The organism is Luteibacter mycovicinus (genome assembly GCF_000745235.1).
Classification (GTDB): domain Bacteria; phylum Pseudomonadota; class Gammaproteobacteria; order Xanthomonadales; family Rhodanobacteraceae; genus Luteibacter; species Luteibacter mycovicinus.
This window is the reverse complement of sequence record NZ_JQNL01000001.1, coordinates 338,204-353,572: the sequence shown is the minus strand read 5'-3', so window position 1 is coordinate 353,572 and position 15,369 is coordinate 338,204. Positions and strand designations below refer to the sequence as shown.

Annotated in this window: 16 protein-coding genes, 1 tRNA gene and 2 pseudogenes; 18 read left to right on the top strand and 1 reads right to left on the bottom strand. The window is 63.4% G+C overall.

The window, feature by feature from the left end; all coding sequences use genetic code 11:
* Nucleotides 1-35 precede the first annotated feature (35 nt).
* The 17 genes and pseudogenes from FA85_RS01600 to FA85_RS20705 all read left to right on the top strand — a co-directional run bounded on the left by FA85_RS01600 (nucleotide 36) and on the right by FA85_RS20705 (nucleotide 12,770).
* A complete protein-coding gene (locus FA85_RS01600) occupies nucleotides 36-1,577 on the top strand; it encodes a cation:proton antiporter (RefSeq protein ID WP_036112672.1) in 1,542 nt (513 codons plus the stop codon).
* Between the two features lie 314 nt (nucleotides 1,578-1,891).
* On the top strand, nucleotides 1,892-2,545 hold the full coding sequence (locus FA85_RS01595) for a response regulator (RefSeq protein WP_051943560.1): 654 nt from the start codon (nucleotides 1,892-1,894) through the stop codon (nucleotides 2,543-2,545).
* A gap of 117 nt (nucleotides 2,546-2,662) precedes the next feature.
* A complete protein-coding gene (locus FA85_RS01590) occupies nucleotides 2,663-3,223 on the top strand; it encodes a glycoside hydrolase family 108 protein (RefSeq protein ID WP_036112675.1) in 561 nt (186 codons plus the stop codon).
* A 3-nt stretch (nucleotides 3,224-3,226) separates the two neighbouring features.
* Nucleotides 3,227-3,748 carry a DUF2589 domain-containing protein gene (locus tag FA85_RS01585; protein ID WP_036112676.1) on the top strand — a complete coding sequence of 174 codons (522 nt, stop codon included), beginning with the start codon at nucleotides 3,227-3,229 and terminating at the stop codon, nucleotides 3,746-3,748.
* A gap of 69 nt (nucleotides 3,749-3,817) precedes the next feature.
* Nucleotides 3,818-4,435, top strand: a pseudogene (locus FA85_RS01580) (DUF2589 domain-containing protein); the annotation flags it as partial.
* A gap of 162 nt (nucleotides 4,436-4,597) precedes the next feature.
* Nucleotides 4,598-4,858, top strand: coding sequence for a hypothetical protein (locus tag FA85_RS01575; protein WP_036112678.1), 261 nt, complete (start codon nucleotides 4,598-4,600; stop codon nucleotides 4,856-4,858).
* A 6-nt stretch (nucleotides 4,859-4,864) separates the two neighbouring features.
* The gene (locus tag FA85_RS20710) at nucleotides 4,865-5,305 is read left to right on the top strand and encodes a hypothetical protein (protein WP_051943562.1); all 441 of its coding nucleotides are present in this window, start codon (nucleotides 4,865-4,867) and stop codon (nucleotides 5,303-5,305) included.
* Between the two features lie 202 nt (nucleotides 5,306-5,507).
* Nucleotides 5,508-5,906: a hypothetical protein gene (locus FA85_RS01565; protein ID WP_036112681.1), complete on the top strand. Its 399-nt coding sequence runs from the start codon at nucleotides 5,508-5,510 to the stop codon at nucleotides 5,904-5,906.
* 19 nt (nucleotides 5,907-5,925) lie between these two features.
* Nucleotides 5,926-6,255 carry a hypothetical protein gene (locus FA85_RS01560; protein ID WP_036112683.1) on the top strand — a complete coding sequence of 110 codons (330 nt, stop codon included), beginning with the start codon at nucleotides 5,926-5,928 and terminating at the stop codon, nucleotides 6,253-6,255.
* The gene (locus tag FA85_RS01555; protein WP_036112685.1) at nucleotides 6,252-6,578 is read left to right on the top strand and encodes a hypothetical protein; all 327 of its coding nucleotides are present in this window, start codon (nucleotides 6,252-6,254) and stop codon (nucleotides 6,576-6,578) included. Before FA85_RS01560 ends, FA85_RS01555 begins: the two co-directional genes overlap by 4 nt.
* A 24-nt stretch (nucleotides 6,579-6,602) precedes the next feature.
* Nucleotides 6,603-7,466: pseudogene (locus FA85_RS01550) on the top strand (MBL fold metallo-hydrolase); the annotation flags it as partial.
* A 141-nt stretch (nucleotides 7,467-7,607) separates the two neighbouring features.
* Nucleotides 7,608-8,108 carry a YciE/YciF ferroxidase family protein gene (locus FA85_RS01545; protein ID WP_036112688.1) on the top strand — a complete coding sequence of 167 codons (501 nt, stop codon included), beginning with the start codon at nucleotides 7,608-7,610 and terminating at the stop codon, nucleotides 8,106-8,108.
* Between the two features lie 159 nt (nucleotides 8,109-8,267).
* Nucleotides 8,268-9,548: a serine--tRNA ligase gene (serS, locus tag FA85_RS01540; protein ID WP_036112689.1), complete on the top strand. Its 1,281-nt coding sequence runs from the start codon at nucleotides 8,268-8,270 to the stop codon at nucleotides 9,546-9,548.
* Nucleotides 9,549-9,623: 75 nt separating this feature from the next.
* Nucleotides 9,624-9,713 (top strand) — tRNA-Ser (locus tag FA85_RS01535).
* Nucleotides 9,714-9,800: 87 nt separating this feature from the next.
* Nucleotides 9,801-10,283 carry a DUF6538 domain-containing protein gene (locus tag FA85_RS01530; RefSeq protein ID WP_036112691.1) on the top strand — a complete coding sequence of 161 codons (483 nt, stop codon included), beginning with the start codon at nucleotides 9,801-9,803 and terminating at the stop codon, nucleotides 10,281-10,283.
* A 13-nt stretch (nucleotides 10,284-10,296) separates the two neighbouring features.
* Nucleotides 10,297-11,376 (top strand): site-specific integrase, encoded by a 1,080-nt coding sequence (locus FA85_RS01525; protein ID WP_051943564.1) that lies wholly within the window; start codon nucleotides 10,297-10,299, stop codon nucleotides 11,374-11,376.
* Between the two features lie 422 nt (nucleotides 11,377-11,798).
* Nucleotides 11,799-12,770: an ImmA/IrrE family metallo-endopeptidase gene (locus FA85_RS20705; RefSeq protein WP_197056466.1), complete on the top strand. Its 972-nt coding sequence runs from the start codon at nucleotides 11,799-11,801 to the stop codon at nucleotides 12,768-12,770.
* A 103-nt stretch (nucleotides 12,771-12,873) separates the two neighbouring features.
* Here FA85_RS20705 and FA85_RS01515 read toward each other — a convergent pair whose 3' ends face one another.
* Nucleotides 12,874-13,233, bottom strand: coding sequence for a virulence factor (locus FA85_RS01515; RefSeq protein WP_239739779.1), 360 nt, complete (start codon nucleotides 13,231-13,233; stop codon nucleotides 12,874-12,876).
* A gap of 412 nt (nucleotides 13,234-13,645) precedes the next feature.
* Between FA85_RS01515 and FA85_RS01510 the strand changes: the two genes are divergently transcribed.
* Nucleotides 13,646-15,367: a MobA/MobL family protein gene (locus FA85_RS01510; protein ID WP_036112695.1), complete on the top strand. Its 1,722-nt coding sequence runs from the start codon at nucleotides 13,646-13,648 to the stop codon at nucleotides 15,365-15,367.
* Nucleotides 15,368-15,369: the final 2 nt, after the last annotated feature.

The window sequence follows — 15,369 nt, the reverse complement described above, 5'->3', positions numbered from 1 at the left end:
TAGCCTGCGCGGACCGACTTGGGGAAGTCTCGCCCGTGACGTTATTCGAAAGCCTTCTTCTGCTGCTGCTGGCGGCCATCGTATTGCTGCAGGTGGCGCGGCATCTGTCGTTGCCGTATCCGTCAATGCTGGCGTTGGCGGGCGTGGGCGTGGCGCTTCTGCCGGGGGCACCGGACTTTCCGATCGATCCGCGGACCGCTTTGCCGTTATTCATCGCGCCGGCGCTCATGGATGCGGCGTTCGATTTCCCCGTGACCACCGCCAGGCGTTTCTGGGTACCGCTGGTCATCTTCGCGCTCGGCGGGGTGCTGATCACGGCTCTGCTGGTCGCGTGGGTGGGCTGGGCGTTCGCGGGCCTGCCGATCGCCGCGGCGCTGGTGCTCGGTGCGATCGTGGCACCGCCGGACGCGGCGGCGGCCACGGCGATACTCTCCGGCATGGCGATTCCGCGCGCCACCGACGCGATCCTGCGCGGCGAGAGCCTGTTCAACGACGCGGCCGCGCTGTTGCTGTTCAGCGCCGCGCTGACCGCGCAGATGTCCGGCGGACTCACGGCGGCCCAGGTCGGCGGATTCGCACTGGCGGCGCCCGGCGGTGTGTTATTCGGCATGGTCGCCGCCTGGCTGATGCCGTACATGAGCCGGCTCGTCACGGGCGCGCTGGACAGTAACCTGCTGCAGTTCGTCAACACCTTCCTCGTCTGGATCATCGCCGAGCACCTTCACGTATCGCCCGTGCTCGCCGTGGTGGCGCTGGCGATGACGCTCGCGTCGCGTACGGCGCGACCGACCTCGCCGCGCATGCGCGTGCAGTCGTACGCGGTGTGGAACGTCGTGGTGTTCGTGCTCAATGTGCTCGCCTTCCTGCTGATGGGCCTGCAGGCGCGGCGGATCATCGGCGACATGAGCGGTGAGCACCTGCGCCACGCGCTCGCCTTCACCGGGCTGGTGATCGCCATCGTCGTGGTCGTCCGGCTGGTCGTCGCGCTGGGCTTCAATCGCGCGGTGGCGTGGTACCGCCGCCGTTCGGGACGGGCGGAGCCCGCCACCTGGCGGCAGGGAACGCTGGCCGGGTGGTGCGGTATGCGCGGGCTGGTGACGCTGGCGACGGCGTTCATCCTGCCGGCGGAGTTCCCGCAGCGGGACACGGTGGTCCTTGCCGCCTTCGGCGTGGTGTTGGCCACGCTGGTGGTGCAGGGGCTGACCCTCGCGCCGATGATCCGGCTGCTGGGGCTGGATCATCGCGCGGTGACCGAGCGCGAGCTCGTCGCGGTCCGTCGCGGTCTGGCCCGGGCAGCCTTGCATCGGCTGGAGGACGAAGCCAGTGAAGAGGGCGCGCGGCTGGCGGCGCTGTTCCGCATCGAGGTCGACGCGCTGGACGAGCCGCCACGCGGCGATGCGCATCAGCGGCACTGTGCCTTGTCGCTCGCCGCCATCGCCGCGCAGCGGACGGAGCTCGAACGCTGCCGTCTGGAATTTCAGCTAAGCGACGACGATTACAACTTCCTGCTCGAGCAACTCGACTGGCGGGAACTGACCGTGCTTCCCCCGGAAGCGACGCGCATCGGTACGGCTTAGCCGCCGCAGCGGCTTCGGCTCGAAAAATCAGCATTTGGCCGATACGGCTGGTGGGGCGTCACGACATACCGTGACCACTCCTTCCACCGACCGGATCGTGTCATGCCTGGCGATTACCTGCGTCCCAAACCCGACCCCGTGTACGCGACGGCACGCTGCGGCCGTGCCGTCGTGGCGCGGCCACCGGGAGCACCCGTGGCCGCCAGCCGGCAGCGAAGCGTCCGCCGGTAAGCGTAGTCAATCGGGGGACCGACGATGGATTCGCAGCATCATTTCACCGCCATCGATGGCGGCTTTTGCCGTGGGCGGTTCGCATGATGCCCGTGCCGGTCCTGCTTGCGGACGAGCAGGCGCTGTTGCGCGACGGCGTGGCGGCGCTGCTGAGTCACTCCACGCGCTACCAGGTCATCGGCAGTACCGCGGACGGTCGCGACTGCGTGCGTCTGGCGTTGCGACAGCAGCCAGGACTGATCGTCTTCGACTGTGCCATGCGCGGACTCAGTGGTCTGGAAGCGATCCGGCGGATCGCACCGCGCTGTCCACAAACCCGGCTTCTCTGCCTTTCCGGCTACGAGGACTCCCGATGGGTACGCGCCGCCTTCGACGCGGGCGCCCACGGTTACGTGCTGAAGCGCGACGGCTTCGACGTGCTACGTGAGGCGATCGATACGGTGATGCGCCAGCGTTACTTCATCAGTCCGGACATAGGGCATCTGCTGGTGGATGGTCTGCGTCGCCAGGATGGACCGTCGTTTGCGACGACCGGAGCGCTGAGTGCGCGCGAGCGCGAAATCACCCAGCTGTTCGCCGAAGGGCTCAGTGCACGCGACATTTCCGAGCGATTGCACGTCAGCATCAAGACCGTCGGCACGCACCGGGAACACATCATGGCGAAACTGGGCATCAACGGCATCGCGCAGCTCACGCGATACGCCTTGCGCGAAGGACTCACCACGCTCGATCCGTGAGTCCCGCAGGTCAGCAACGGCGGCCGCGCGATTCAGTGTTTTGCCGATGCCGCCATTGCCACCACCCACGGATAGTGACTCCACGGACGCCACCGCGTCTTTTCAGGAGCTCACACCATGGCCGACTTCAACAGCTTCTTTCCCACGCTACTCAGACATGAGGGAGGGTTCGTCAACGACCCTGCGGATCCGGGCGGCGCGACCAACAAAGGCATCACGCTGGGCACGTTTCAGCAGTGCGCCAAACGCCTTCTGGGTGTCGAGCCCACGCTCGATAACCTGCGTGCGCTGAGCGACGCGGACGCGGGCAGGATCTACAAGGCGTTGTACTGGGACAAGGTGCACGGCGACGAGATCGCGCTGCAGGATCTGGCGAACATCGTCTTCGACTTTCAGGTCAACGCCGGTGGTAACGCATCCAGGCTGCTCCAGCGCGTGCTCAATGCGCAGGGTGTGACCCCACAAGTCGTCGTCGACGGCGCCATCGGTGCCGGTACGCTCGCCGCGCTGGGCAAGGTCGATAACGTCGCGGTTTACACCGCGTACAAGCAGGGGCGCAAGGACTACTACAAGAACCTCGTCGCCCAGCGGCCGGGGCTGGGCAAGTTCCTGAAAGGCTGGCTCAACCGCGTCGACTCTTTTCCCGATCTGCCGCAAGCCGCCACGGGAGGTCCCTGAGCCATGGCCGCGCAGACCTCGCTCAATACCCTGATCGAAGCCATCGCCGGCGCGGTGGTCGATGCGCAGGACCGCATCGAGCAACACCAGATCTCCCACCTCAGCGAGTTTTTCGATGAGGACAACCGGCCCAAGAGCGTCGTCATCCGCATGCCGTCCCTGCATCCGCAGGCCGGCGAGGACGATGAAGACCTGTACCGCGCGCCGATCCTTCCCCTGGTCTCGACCAACGTGCTGCGCATCAGGGATGTCGAGATCACCTTCGACGCGGACCTCGGTCCGCTGATCGAGGGCGACCCACCGGGTGACGATGCGCCCCACGAGCCCGGCTGGAAGGGGGTGAGCGCCGCGTCGCGGCCCCACCTGCGGGTCGATCCCTCGGTCGGTGGCGGCGATCGTCGCGGCGGGTCCGTGCACGTGGTGCTGCGCGTGGAAGGCAGCGAGCCGACCGACGGCGCGTCGCGGCTGATGAATCACCTCGCGCAGACCCAGGGGGTCTTCAAGACGTTCAAGCCGGGCGACTGAACACGTCGGTCGCGCTGAACCGCGACGCGCATTCCGCGTGTCGCGTCACATCTCACCAGGAGTCACATCATGGCTGACGAACTCGTCAACATGTCGAGTCAGTTCAAGGGTCTGCCCATGGGCGACCTGATCGGTTCGCCGCTCAGCGCCGCCTGCGAAGCACAGGTCAAGCTGGCCCAGGCCACCGCGGATTTCATCAAGGTCATCGGCTTTCTGCCGCCGGCCGCGAACGATCCCAATGGCGTGGGCGATACCCGTACCGCCACGTTCCGCTTCAAGCGTCCCGTCGACGATCCCAATGTCCAGGGCGGCACCGCCGAAGAAGACGTCGAGATCGTGGTGCCGCTGTTGGCCATCGTCAAGGTGCCCAGCCTCAGCATCACCAAGGTCGACATCACCTTCGACATGGAAGTGAAGTCGTCTTTCAGCAGCACCGAAAGCGAAGACAAGAAGGGCGAGTTCAGCGCCGAGATGTCGATCGGCTGGGGCATCTTCAAGGCCTCTGCGAAGGTGTCCGGCTCGGTCGCCACGCACAAGGAAAACACCCGCAAGTCCGACAACTCGGCGCGTTATCACGTCGAAGTACACGCGGAAGACGGTGGCATGCCGGAAGGCCTGTCGCGTGTGCTGGACATCCTGCAGACCGCCTGCGCGCCGCGCAAGGTCGGCGCGCCGGTGGCCGTGCCGGGTAACGCCTTGCCGAAGAAGACCAAGATCGCACCCGCGGCCATTCCGGCGCCGGCTTCGGCTCCGGCAACGGGTCCGGGCCCGGGCCCGTAAGCGGTTGGTTCCATACCTCGAGTCGCGGCGTCCGCAAGGCCGTCGCGATTCTCTCCAGGAGACCCAGTGATGTTCGATCTGACTGACGTCAAGTTCGTCAAGCGTGTGGTTGTCGGCAGCGACAATCCCAACCAGATGAGTACGGAGGCGCAGGTGGAAGAAGCGCGCGCCTTGCTCAATCGCTGCCTCACCGATTCGCCGAAAGGCTCGATCATCGGGACGGAAAAGAGTTTCACCATTCTGCAGGTCGGCGAGCATCAGGTCGTGCTGCAGTGGCTTTGTTACCACGTGGGCTTTCCGCGGAAGCCGTCGTGGATGACCGAGGGGTAGGGTGCCATGGCCGAGTGCAGCTTCGATCAGTTGTTGTTCGCGTTGCGTGTTTCCGTGGAGGCGGCCAATGACGGTCTGCGCCGTCGCCGGGGCTTACATTACGAACACGACCGTGCCGGAAACGAGGCATTGCACGTGGATATCCCGCGCGGTCCCCGCGACGACGCGACGCTGGATTCCGTGGTGATACCGATGAGCTGGTTCCGCGATCCGCGCCTGCCGCAGGTCACCGAACTGTCGGTCGCGTTCGACTGTCGCCTGCGCTACGAGCGGGTGCGCGGTGCGGCTGATGCACTGATCATCGACATGAATCCACCCCCGCCTCGCTGGTTCCGGCGACGCCCCTTGCACCGCATGGTGATCCGCTTTCGTGCCGCCGACGCCTGGCGGGCCGACGTGTCGCTCGATGGACGTCCGGTCGTCGTGGCCCAGGCCGGGGCGTCGTGATGGACAGGCTCTCCGGCCTGCGCGTGTCGAGTGCCTGGCAAAGCGCCCTGATCGCCAGCACCGAGGTTGCTCCACGGTCGCGTCGCGGTCGCAGCGCCGTACGGATCACGGCATACGTTCTGTTTCTTGCCGGCTTAGCCGGCTTCGCGGTGTGGCTTGCTCGGTAGCGTGAGCCCACCACCCAACATGTAAGGAGATCACGATGCATCTGAACACCATGAAGTGCCTGAGCCTTGCCGCTCTCATCGCGGCGCTGCCGACCCTGGCCGTCGCCGCCGAGCCCCAGGGGGTATGGCAAGGCCTTATCCAGCAGGCAAACTCCGATGTCGCATTGCGGCTTACGTTTGCACCGCAGCTGGTCAGGCTGCATTTCAACGAGCCGCTGTCGTGCGACGTGCCGGCCCGATTTCTGAAGGCCGACGGCGACACGTTGATCTATCGCTTTGCCCCGTCCGTCAACGGCGGCAGGTTCTGCGACGGCGTGTTGAATCACGATCTTCGGATCAAGGTAGCCGCCGAGCCGAAACGTGAGCTGGATCTGGTCTTCGACGGTCCGCGCTCGACATGGCACGGCCGTCTGGCTCCGGTCACGTCCCCCTGACCACAGCGAGGTCGCCATCATGGATTCCGTGGTTCTCTTCACCCGTTTCTGGCTGCTGCTGGCGGCCGTGGGCGGCGCCATCCTGCCTGTGGCGCTTGGCAACGAGGCATCGCGCAAGCGGGCCGTCGTCCAGGTGGTATGCGGGGCGATGATGGCGATCTTCCTGGGGCCCGCGCTGGAGCGGCGTTTTCTTCCCGACTCGCCGGCGGAGGTACACGCCGGCGTCTCTTTTCTCATCGGTTGTTTCGGTTTACGCCTGACGATGATCGTGCAGCGACTGATCGACTCGCGCGGTGAAACACTGGCCAACCGCGTCATCGACCGTATCGCCGGAGGCGATAATCCGTGAACGCACTTTTCTTTCTTTACACCGACCTTGCCTGCAGTGCGGTCATCATGGTCTCGGCCTGCTGGCTGCTGACCGATCTCAGCCTGCGGCGCATCAACCGCACGTGTCACGCCTGTATCGCCGCCGGTGCCTTTGCCAACATCCTTGGCATCGTGGCGGATCGGATCGGTTTTCAGGACATCAGCTACGGCAACGTCTGGCCGGGCGAGGTCGTGGTCAACATCGGCCTCGCCGTGATGCTCGGCGCGACGTTCTGGCGCTCGGTCGGTCGTCGTCTACAATGGACTCCTCTGCAGCGCGAGGGCGTCGCACGCAAGGAGTGATCCATGAACACCGACACATCCAGGCCGCACGTCCAGGGGTTCTGGGAGCCGCGGACGGGCACGGTGCAATACATCGTCGCCGATCCGGTCACGAAGCATTGCGCGATCATCGATCCGGTGCTCGACTTCGACGAGAAGTCGGGCTCCGTCGCGACGACGTCCGCCGACGGCTTGCTCGATGCGGTGGCGTCGCTGGGGCTCACGGTCGAGTGGATTCTCGACACGCATCCGCATGCGGACCATTTCTCCGCCACCGCCTATCTGTCGTCGAAGACCGGTGCGCCGATGGCGATGGGCGCCGGCGTGCTGGACGTGCAGCGCATCTGGGGCGAGATCTACGGGTTGCCACTGGATCAGCTGGACGGGCGTTACTGGGACCGGTTGTTCGACGAAGGCGATACGTTTTCCATCGGGTCGCTGGAAGTGCGTGTGATCTCGTCGCCGGGTCATACCGCCCCATCGGTGACGTACGTGATCGGAGACGCGGCGATCGTCGCGGATACGTTGTTCATGCCGGACAGCGGCAGTGCCCGCGCGGATTTTCCCGGCGGCGATGCGAGCGTGCTGTGGCATTCGATCCAGCGGATCCTGTCGCTGCCGCCGGAGACGCGTCTGTTCACCGGGCATGACTACCAGCCGGGAGGTCGCGAACCACGCTGGGAAAGTACAGTGGCCGAGCAACTGGCCACCAACACGCATGTGGCCGGCCTGGATGAGGCTGGGTTCATCGCGTTGCGCCACGGGCGGGACAGGGTGCTGCCCATGCCGAAGCTGCTGTTGCCTGCGTTGCAGGTAAATCTGCGCGGTGGGCGGTTGCCGGAGCCTGAGGCTAACGGTCGGCGTTACCTGCGGATTCCGCTGGATGCGTTTCCGGGGTCGGCCTGGTAAGCGTCGCGCAGTGCGGGCGGCGGTACCTAAGTAGATTTCCGGGCGCGCATTCACTCAGGTGTTCGCTCCCTTCACCCGCGTTGCGGTGCGCGCAAACATTCATAGCGCTAGTTTCGGAAGTCTTATCCGGGAGACAGCGCCATGACTATCAAAACCATCGAAGATCTCTTCATCCACGAGCTGTCCGATATCTACAGCGCCGAGAAGCAACTCACCAAGTCGCTGCCGCGACTGGCACGTGCATCGACGGCTCCGGAGCTCAAAGAAGCATTCACGTCTCACCTCGAGGAAACGCAGGGCCAGGTCGAGCGCATCGATCAGGTCGTCGAGCTTTTGGGTATCCGTCTGAAGCGCATCAAGTGCGCCGCGATGGAAGGGCTGGTCGAAGAGGGCAAGGAAGTGATCGACGGCGTCGAAGAAGGTCCGCTGCGCGATGCCGCGCTGATCGGCGGCGGAAACAAGGTAGAACATTATGAGATCGCCTCTTACGGCACCCTCATCGCGCTCGCCAAGCAGCTCGGCTACACCGATGCCGTGCCGCTGCTCGTCGCGACGCTGGCTGAGGAGAAGGCGGCCGATGAGAAGCTGACGCTGCTGTCCGAGCAGTTATCGAAGCAGATGCGGGCTGAGAAGGCCGCCTGATAACCTGACACGGGACGGATATCCCGTGTCATCGACGGGCTGATGGCGCCTTCCCTGAGGCGCCAGTGGCGGGGTTCGACGAGGATCTGGCATCGGGCGGGCATGAGGCCCCCCGAATTTGCGATAATCCTCCGTTCGAACACCCACGGAACCCGACCCATGCTGGATCCTGCACTCCTGCGCGGCAAACTCGCCGAAACGGCGGAACGCCTGCGCGCCGCCCGGAACTTCGACCTCGACGTCGCCACGATCGAGCGCCTCGAATCCGAGCGCAAGGCCCTCGCCACCGAGACCCAGGAGCTGCAGAACCTGCGCAACACGCGTTCCAAGGCGATCGGCCAGGCCAAGAGCAAGGGCGAAGACGTCGCCCCGCTGATGGCCGAAGTCGCCGGTATCGGTGACAAGCTCAAGGCCAACGAACAGGCCCTGGCCGACGTTCAGGCCAAGCTCGCCGACATCTCGCTGGGCCTGCCCAACCTGCCGGACGAGTCCGTGCCCATCGGCAAGGACGAGAACGACAACCTCGAGATTCTCCGCTGGGGCCACGCCCGCGCGTTCGACTTCGAGGTCAAGGACCATGTGGACCTGGGCGTCCGCCACGGCTGGCTCGACGGCGACGCCGGCTCGAAGCTCAGCGGCGCGCGCTTCACCGTCCTGCGCGGCCAGCTCGCGCACCTGCACCGCGCGCTCGCCCAGTTCATGCTCGACCTGCACACCACGCAGCACGGATACCTCGAGCACAACGTGCCGCTGATCGTGAACCCGGCCGCGATGGAAGGCACCAGCCAGCTGCCGAAGTTCGAAGAGGACCTGTTCGCCACCCAGATCGGCGACGCGAAGCGCTACCTCATCCCGACCTCCGAAGTGACCCTGACCAACCTGGTCCGCGAGAGCATCGTCGAAGCCGACGAGCTGCCCATGCGCCTGACCGCCCATTCCATGTGCTTCCGCGCCGAAGCCGGCAGCTACGGCCGCGACACCCGCGGCATGATCCGCCAGCACCAGTTCGAAAAGGTCGAAATGGTGCAGATCGCCACCGCCGAGACCAGCATGGCTCAGCTGGAGGAGATGGTCGGGCACGCCGAGACGGTCCTGCAGAAGCTGGGTCTGCCGTACCGGAAGGTGCAGCTGTGCACGGGGGATATGGGGTTCGCGGCGGCGAAGACGTATGACCTCGAGGTCTGGTTGCCTTCGCAGAATACGTACCGCGAGATCAGCAGCTGCTCGAACTGCACCGATTTCCAGGCGCGGCGTATGCAGGCCCGGTGGCGGAATCCGGCTACCGGGAAGCCGGAGCTGGTGCATACGCTGAATGGGTCTGGGTTGGCTGTGGGGCGGACGCTGGTTGCTGTTATGGAGAATTTCCAGCGGAAGGATGGGTCGATTGAGGTGCCTGAGGTGCTTAGGCCTTATATGGCGGGTTTGGAAGCGATTGCGTGACCTGACCGGAGGTTGGTCGGGTACAATGGCGCGCCGCTGGGGTGCAATGCCTCGGTGGCGCGGTGAAGAAAATACGGAGAGATGGCCGAGTGGTTTAAGGCAGCAGTCTTGAAAACTGCCGTAGGTGTGAGCCTACCGTGGGTTCGAATCCCACTCTCTCCGCCAGCCATCGAGATAAGTCCTATTTTCAAGGGGATTTGCGATGTCTGGGAGAAAAATGGCGCTTGGCGAAGTCGGTTGGCGAAATGCACCATGCGACTTGCCCACCATTTGCAGCGCCACCCTTCGGGGATGTGGCACTTCTGTCTGACCGTTCCGAAAGACCTGCGGGCCGCCTTCGGCCTGCGCTACATCAAGAAGTCCCTGCGCACGCGTGACCCCGTGCTGGCCAAGTGGTGGGCCTACGTTTTAGGCGCGCACTATGCTCAAATCTTCGCCACGACGCGGGGAACAGGGACCACCATGGCGAAGGCACCACCCACCAGGGACGAGCTAGGGGCGACGCCGCCGTCGCCCGCGCGGAAGTCGGTGACGCTGCGGACGGGCCCGGGTAACGAACTGGTCGACTACTCGTATCAGCTCCTTCCCGATGGCTCGATGACGTTGGAGGCCGAGGACGAGGCCGACCACGCGCGTCTGATGGAAGCCCTGCGCGAGGCCAAGAAGCCGACGGCCTCGCTTCCCCCGGCGCCGCCCAGGCCGATGCCTGTTGCGACTCCCCAACCCCGACACTAAGGCGTTGGCCGGAATGATGGAGGCGTTCAACACCTCGCTGGTCCAGGCGAGGACCGGCGCTGCGGCTTCGGCCGGTCCCGTCGTTCCCGCACGTCCACGCGAAATCGGCAAGGCCGCAGATCAATGGCTGCGGAGCATCAAAGCCGACACCATCCCCAAGACGCTTATCATCAAAACCGCGGCAGTCATGGGCTTCGTGCGGCACGTCGGCAGCAAGAAGATGATGCACGAGGTCCAGCGTGAGGACGTGCACGCGTGGGTGGAGGTGCTAAGGGCGAGCGGCCTGCAAACGCCCACGCTGGTCAACAAAACGTCGTATCTGCGGGGCTTCTTTACCTGGGCGGTGTCGTCCGGGTGCTTCCCGAGGTTTCCGAAGGATGAAAATCCGGCCGCCGGCCACGTGATCTTTCGTAAGCAAGAAAAGCAGCGACGGAAGGCGTTCGGGTTTAAAGCCTTCACCGTTGAAGAAGTTCAGGCGCTTTATGCGCCAAAGGCGCTGGCTAAGCTTAGCGAAGGTGCCAGGTGGGGCGCTGTCATCGGGCTTTACACGGGCGCGCGTGTTTCCGAAATCGGACAGCTCGCGTTGGTGGACTTCACCACTGTGGATGGGATCCCATGTCTGACGATCACCGACGAAGGAGAAGGGCAGAGCGTTAAGAACCATCCCAGTATCCGCACCATCCCCATCCATCCGGATCTCATGGTTCTCGGCTTGATGGAGCGAGTTGAACGACTGAGGGCGGAGGGTGAAAAGCGGTTGTTCCCGAAGGTGAAAATGGGATCCGTGAATGGCTTGGGCGACTGGCTTTCTAAGGCCTATGGCAGGCACATTCTGACCGTCGGCGTTACTAAACCGGGCAAGGGTAAGCACGGGTTCCACAGCTTGCGCAAAACTGCCATCCAGACAATGAAGTCTGCCAAGGTGCCTCTGGAATGGCGCTGCGCCTACGTCGGACATGATCTCGATGAGGAACATGTAGAAACGTATAGCGGTGAATACGGGCCGAGAGAAATGTTGGACGCGGTGGCGTCAGGATTAAAGTGGAGCCTGGACATCCCCGGTGTTCGCGCGAGTTTAGCCGCAGGTTCGTAGAGATGCCCATCTCCGGGTGGGACACCCGGTCGCTCGCCTCCCGGATATGCTGATCCAACAACGCCGCCACCTTCTGTGGTGTCCGGAGTGATCGAAGGGATCCACTGTTCGTTCACCTGGATGGTCGCTGGCCGTACAAGGTTTTCCCGCTGGGCAAAAGTGGCCCCACGCCCGCATTTGTCGCGGTTCGAAACAGCCATATGTGGGTCAGACGCCGATGCCCACCGCTCGCTGGGAGCATAAGCGGGGCATAAGTCTGACACTTGCTGAGCCAAGGTCGGGAGCGTAACCTGCTGACATCAAAGGTGGTTTGTGTGTCCGTTGTGCCGGTGCTGGCGAAGTGGATGCGGTGCCCTACGACGACTAATCCATGGTTGGAGTGCGACGGGCACGCCCGCAGCGCTCAGTTAAAGGGGGCGTCTGTGAGCAAATCTTTGAAAGCGCATATCGCTAGTCTGCGGCTTCTTCATCAAAACCCATATGCGTTCATCGAATACCTGGAAGATCTCGATGATCCGACAATGGCATCGTTGGCAGTGGATGACGCAAGTCCGGAGCAGCTGAGCGCGAGCCGCAAAGTTTTGGAAGACCCCTATGCCTATTTAGATGGGGATGGTGGTTTGAGTGCGGGCGTCAACGACAGCGAAGATGTGTTGTGGCTAAGTCAGACGCCATCTAAGGGTGTCGGTAACACTTCCTCTGACATTCAGAAGCGTCGTTATGGTGATGCCGAGATAGAGGCCAAAGCTATCGCCTTACAGCGCCGGCTTTGGCTTGAACGAGATCAGTTGTGGGAAGGCGCAGCTCCCACGAATCCCTTGGACGTATTGGACATCCGCAAGGCGTTACACCTCTCGGGATATCAGCTCATTTTTGAGAGCGGGTTAGGTCATGATCCGCGGACCCAGATCGAGGTTGCCGGCCTGATTGATAGAGACGCTAAGATCGTCAAGTGTTCCCTTCAATTCTTGGAGCCTTACCAGCGCTTTACTTTGGCCCATGAACTGGGACATGTGGTGCTACATCCGGATGGGGGTGGAATTCATCGTGATCGGCCGCTTGATGGCGTGACCCGGTCACGCGAGCCTGGGGAACGAGAGGCAGACCGTTTTGCTGCATTCTTTCTGATGCCAGAAAAGTTGCTGAGAGAATTGTTCTTTCAGCGGTTCGGCACCGATTGTTTTGTGTTGACGGACGGCACCGCATTTGCCCTATCGAGGACCAACAGTGACGCGGTCTATGAAAAGAACCCTACTGTGCGGCATCTCGCACGCACACTTGCCGCGGCGGAGACATACAACTCGCGCTCGTTTATCTCGCTGGCTGCTCAGTTCCGCGTCTCAGTGGGAGCCTTGGCATTTCGCATCGAGGAGTTGAATTTGTTGGAGGTGTGACCCGAGACCGATCAGCACTGCGGCATCTCGACCACGAGCTTCTGGCTCAAATTAAAAACCCCAGCCTTAGGCTGGGGTTTTTGTTTACGCCGACTTTGTAGGGTCAAAGCACGGGCGATAGATCGTTCAGGTCCTCAATTCGGAGCATGCGGAGATCGCTTACCGCCACTTTGAACCATGGATATTTCTGGCTCAACGCCTGAACTGTTGTGACACAGGTGACTGCGTTGACGGAGGGCCCGCCGAAATACACGCTACCTTGTTGCCAGGAAAACCCGTGCTTTTTGAGGAACCGTTTGATGTCAGCGTATGCATTTTCCCATGACGGGTTCGGATACATCTGCTTTAAGACATTAGTATCTAGATCGAAAGAAATCGCATACATCTTGCTGGCATTCCTTGGCAGCCGCTCCAGATCAGCAGCTTCCTCTAATTGATCTAAGCCCTTGGGGAAAAGACCCATGGCACGCGCCCTCCAAAGTGTGAATTCATCCTACCAAGCTTTCCCAAGTCACGCAACATATTGAGCAGGCGGCCATTTTGGCCGGAGAGGAGCTTTTAAGCCAATGCGAGAGCGCGTCTTCCGTGTTGTGCCAACACGACGCTCACAGCCAGATCCAACGCTAAGGCATCAAGCCGAGACCAGCCACAGCGCCACGGCCACGCCGGTCCCCGGTTTGCCTCATCCCTGCCGCCGTGCGTGACGTTGGTCACGTAACCGGCGCGGTGACATGTCAAGGATGCTTGACATGCCTAAGCGTTCTGGTTGGATGGTTCCCAGGGGCGGGCTGCACTGGGTTGGCCGCCGTTGCATGTTTTTGGTCATGGATGACCGTTCGTCGCCTGCGCTCTGGCGACCTCATCAGGAGGATGAAATGTCACTGCACGCTCGCCCCCACCTCGAGACCCATCGCCGCAGCTCGGGCCACTCCGCGGTCGCTGGCGTTGCTTACCGTCTCGGCCTGCGGCTACTCGACCGGCGCACGGGCGTCTGGCACGACTACCGCCGCCGGAAGCTCGGCGAAGAGATCGTCCGGGCGCTCACCATTGCGCCGGAGGGGGCTCCGGAATGGTGCACGGATCCCGACGAACTGTGGAACCGCTGCGAGGCAGCCGAGAAACGAAAAGACAGCCAGGTCGCCCGCGATTACCGGATCCCGATCCCTTTTGGGCTGTCCGACGATCAGGCTGGCGACATGGCGGAAGAAATGGCGCGCTTCATCGGTCGCCAGCTGCACACGTCGGTTTCGCTCGGCTTGCATCGCGACAGCCATGTTGATGCTTTGGGTGCAGAGAAACCTGCGGATAAGATCGGCTTTCACGCACACATCTATTTCCCGACGCGTCGACTGGAAGAGATCGTTGGCGAGGACGGCACGTCGGGGTGGGGCCCGGGCGCCAAGCTCGTGCTCCTCTCGAACAAGAACACCGCGGGCGCGTTTGTTGAGCAATTGAACGAGCGTTGGGCCGAGCTGGCGAACACATACACGGCCGCAATCGGTCTGACGGCCGACTTCGACCACCGCAGCTACGTCCGGCAGGACATCCCCGTCACTCCGCAACCGACCCTCGGACCGGCCGTGACGGCGATGGAACGAAGAGGGTTCTTCACCCGCCGCGGCGATGCCTTGCGCGGCGACATCCTCGTGCCGTCTCTTGTTTATGAAGCGGCGCACGCCGTGGACTTGGCGGATCAGCGTGCCCGGGCGGCGGACGATGCAGTGAGGGAGGCGATGGCACGGGTGCTGCCGCCGCCACAGGCGATGCCGTCTGCGGCGGACCAGCCTGACGTAGCGACGGTCACCGTCACGACGATCGCAGGACCGGCCGAGCCGGAGCGCGTTCCAGAGCCGGACCCGGTGCCACCGCAGGCGCCACCGTCGCTCGGGCCGCGGCCGGCGGCATGGGAGCGGGCGAGCCCGGGGGCCTTCACGTCGCGCTTCATGCAGATGATGCCGCCGACGGCGACGGGTGAAGAGGAGGAAATCCGAAGCCGGCTGGAAAAAGTAGTCCGGGTCATTGAGCGGGTGCTGTCTGGCCTCGTGCTCTTGGCCCGGAAGCTGCGAGGGCTTGGGGAAGACCGGAACCGGAGAATGGCAGCAAAGCTCGATGTCGACTACCAGCTCGATGGTGCCCGTCAGAGCCGTGCGACGGCCGAGGGGCGCGTGCGGGCATGGGAGGCCGGCCATCCGTGGCAGATGAAAGCAGCCCGAGCTACGCAAGGGCCTAACGGCAGGCCTAAGGAATGGACTGGCCTCGACGACCAGGTGCGTGTGGCGGACGGGCACGTGCAGCGCCTGAAAGCCGCGGTGCGTCGTCACCAGTCCACGTTGGACGACCTGAGCGGGGAGATTGCGCTGACGACCACCGAGCAGGGACGGCAAATCGCGGCTTTGGGGGAGGCGGTGGGGAGCTTTGTGGCGGTCCGGCCGGACCTGGCGCCGCGACTGATGGCGGCGGCTTACGATGATGAGCGGCAGTGGCTGGAGCCCGTCATGCTTGAACGCATCCCGAGTGCGGTGGAAGAGACCACGTTGAATCAGTCAGTGCCAGAAACGCTTTCGTTGCGGCTGCGGCCGGCGGCCCGCCCCTCTTAACG

What these genes read in the sequence shown, in the direction of transcription:
- FA85_RS01565 (WP_036112681.1), top strand. Translation starts at nt 5,508, where the DNA reads ATGCATCTGAACACCATGAAGTGCCTGAGCCTTGCCGCTCTCATCGCG.
- FA85_RS01575 (WP_036112678.1), top strand. Translation starts at nt 4,598, where the DNA reads ATGTTCGATCTGACTGACGTCAAGTTCGTCAAGCGTGTGGTTGTCGGC.
- FA85_RS01530 (WP_036112691.1), top strand. Translation starts at nt 9,801, where the DNA reads ATGCGACTTGCCCACCATTTGCAGCGCCACCCTTCGGGGATGTGGCAC.
- FA85_RS01595 (WP_051943560.1), top strand. Translation starts at nt 1,892, where the DNA reads ATGATGCCCGTGCCGGTCCTGCTTGCGGACGAGCAGGCGCTGTTGCGC.
- FA85_RS01515 (WP_239739779.1), bottom strand. Translation starts at nt 13,233, where the DNA reads ATGGGTCTTTTCCCCAAGGGCTTAGATCAATTAGAGGAAGCTGCTGAT.
- FA85_RS01590 (WP_036112675.1), top strand. Translation starts at nt 2,663, where the DNA reads ATGGCCGACTTCAACAGCTTCTTTCCCACGCTACTCAGACATGAGGGA.
- FA85_RS01585 (WP_036112676.1), top strand. Translation starts at nt 3,227, where the DNA reads ATGGCCGCGCAGACCTCGCTCAATACCCTGATCGAAGCCATCGCCGGC.
- FA85_RS01545 (WP_036112688.1), top strand. Translation starts at nt 7,608, where the DNA reads ATGACTATCAAAACCATCGAAGATCTCTTCATCCACGAGCTGTCCGAT.
- FA85_RS01525 (WP_051943564.1), top strand. Translation starts at nt 10,297, where the DNA reads ATGATGGAGGCGTTCAACACCTCGCTGGTCCAGGCGAGGACCGGCGCT.
- FA85_RS20710 (WP_051943562.1), top strand. Translation starts at nt 4,865, where the DNA reads ATGGCCGAGTGCAGCTTCGATCAGTTGTTGTTCGCGTTGCGTGTTTCC.
- FA85_RS01510 (WP_036112695.1), top strand. Translation starts at nt 13,646, where the DNA reads ATGTCACTGCACGCTCGCCCCCACCTCGAGACCCATCGCCGCAGCTCG.
- FA85_RS01560 (WP_036112683.1), top strand. Translation starts at nt 5,926, where the DNA reads ATGGATTCCGTGGTTCTCTTCACCCGTTTCTGGCTGCTGCTGGCGGCC.
- serS (WP_036112689.1), top strand. Translation starts at nt 8,268, where the DNA reads ATGCTGGATCCTGCACTCCTGCGCGGCAAACTCGCCGAAACGGCGGAA.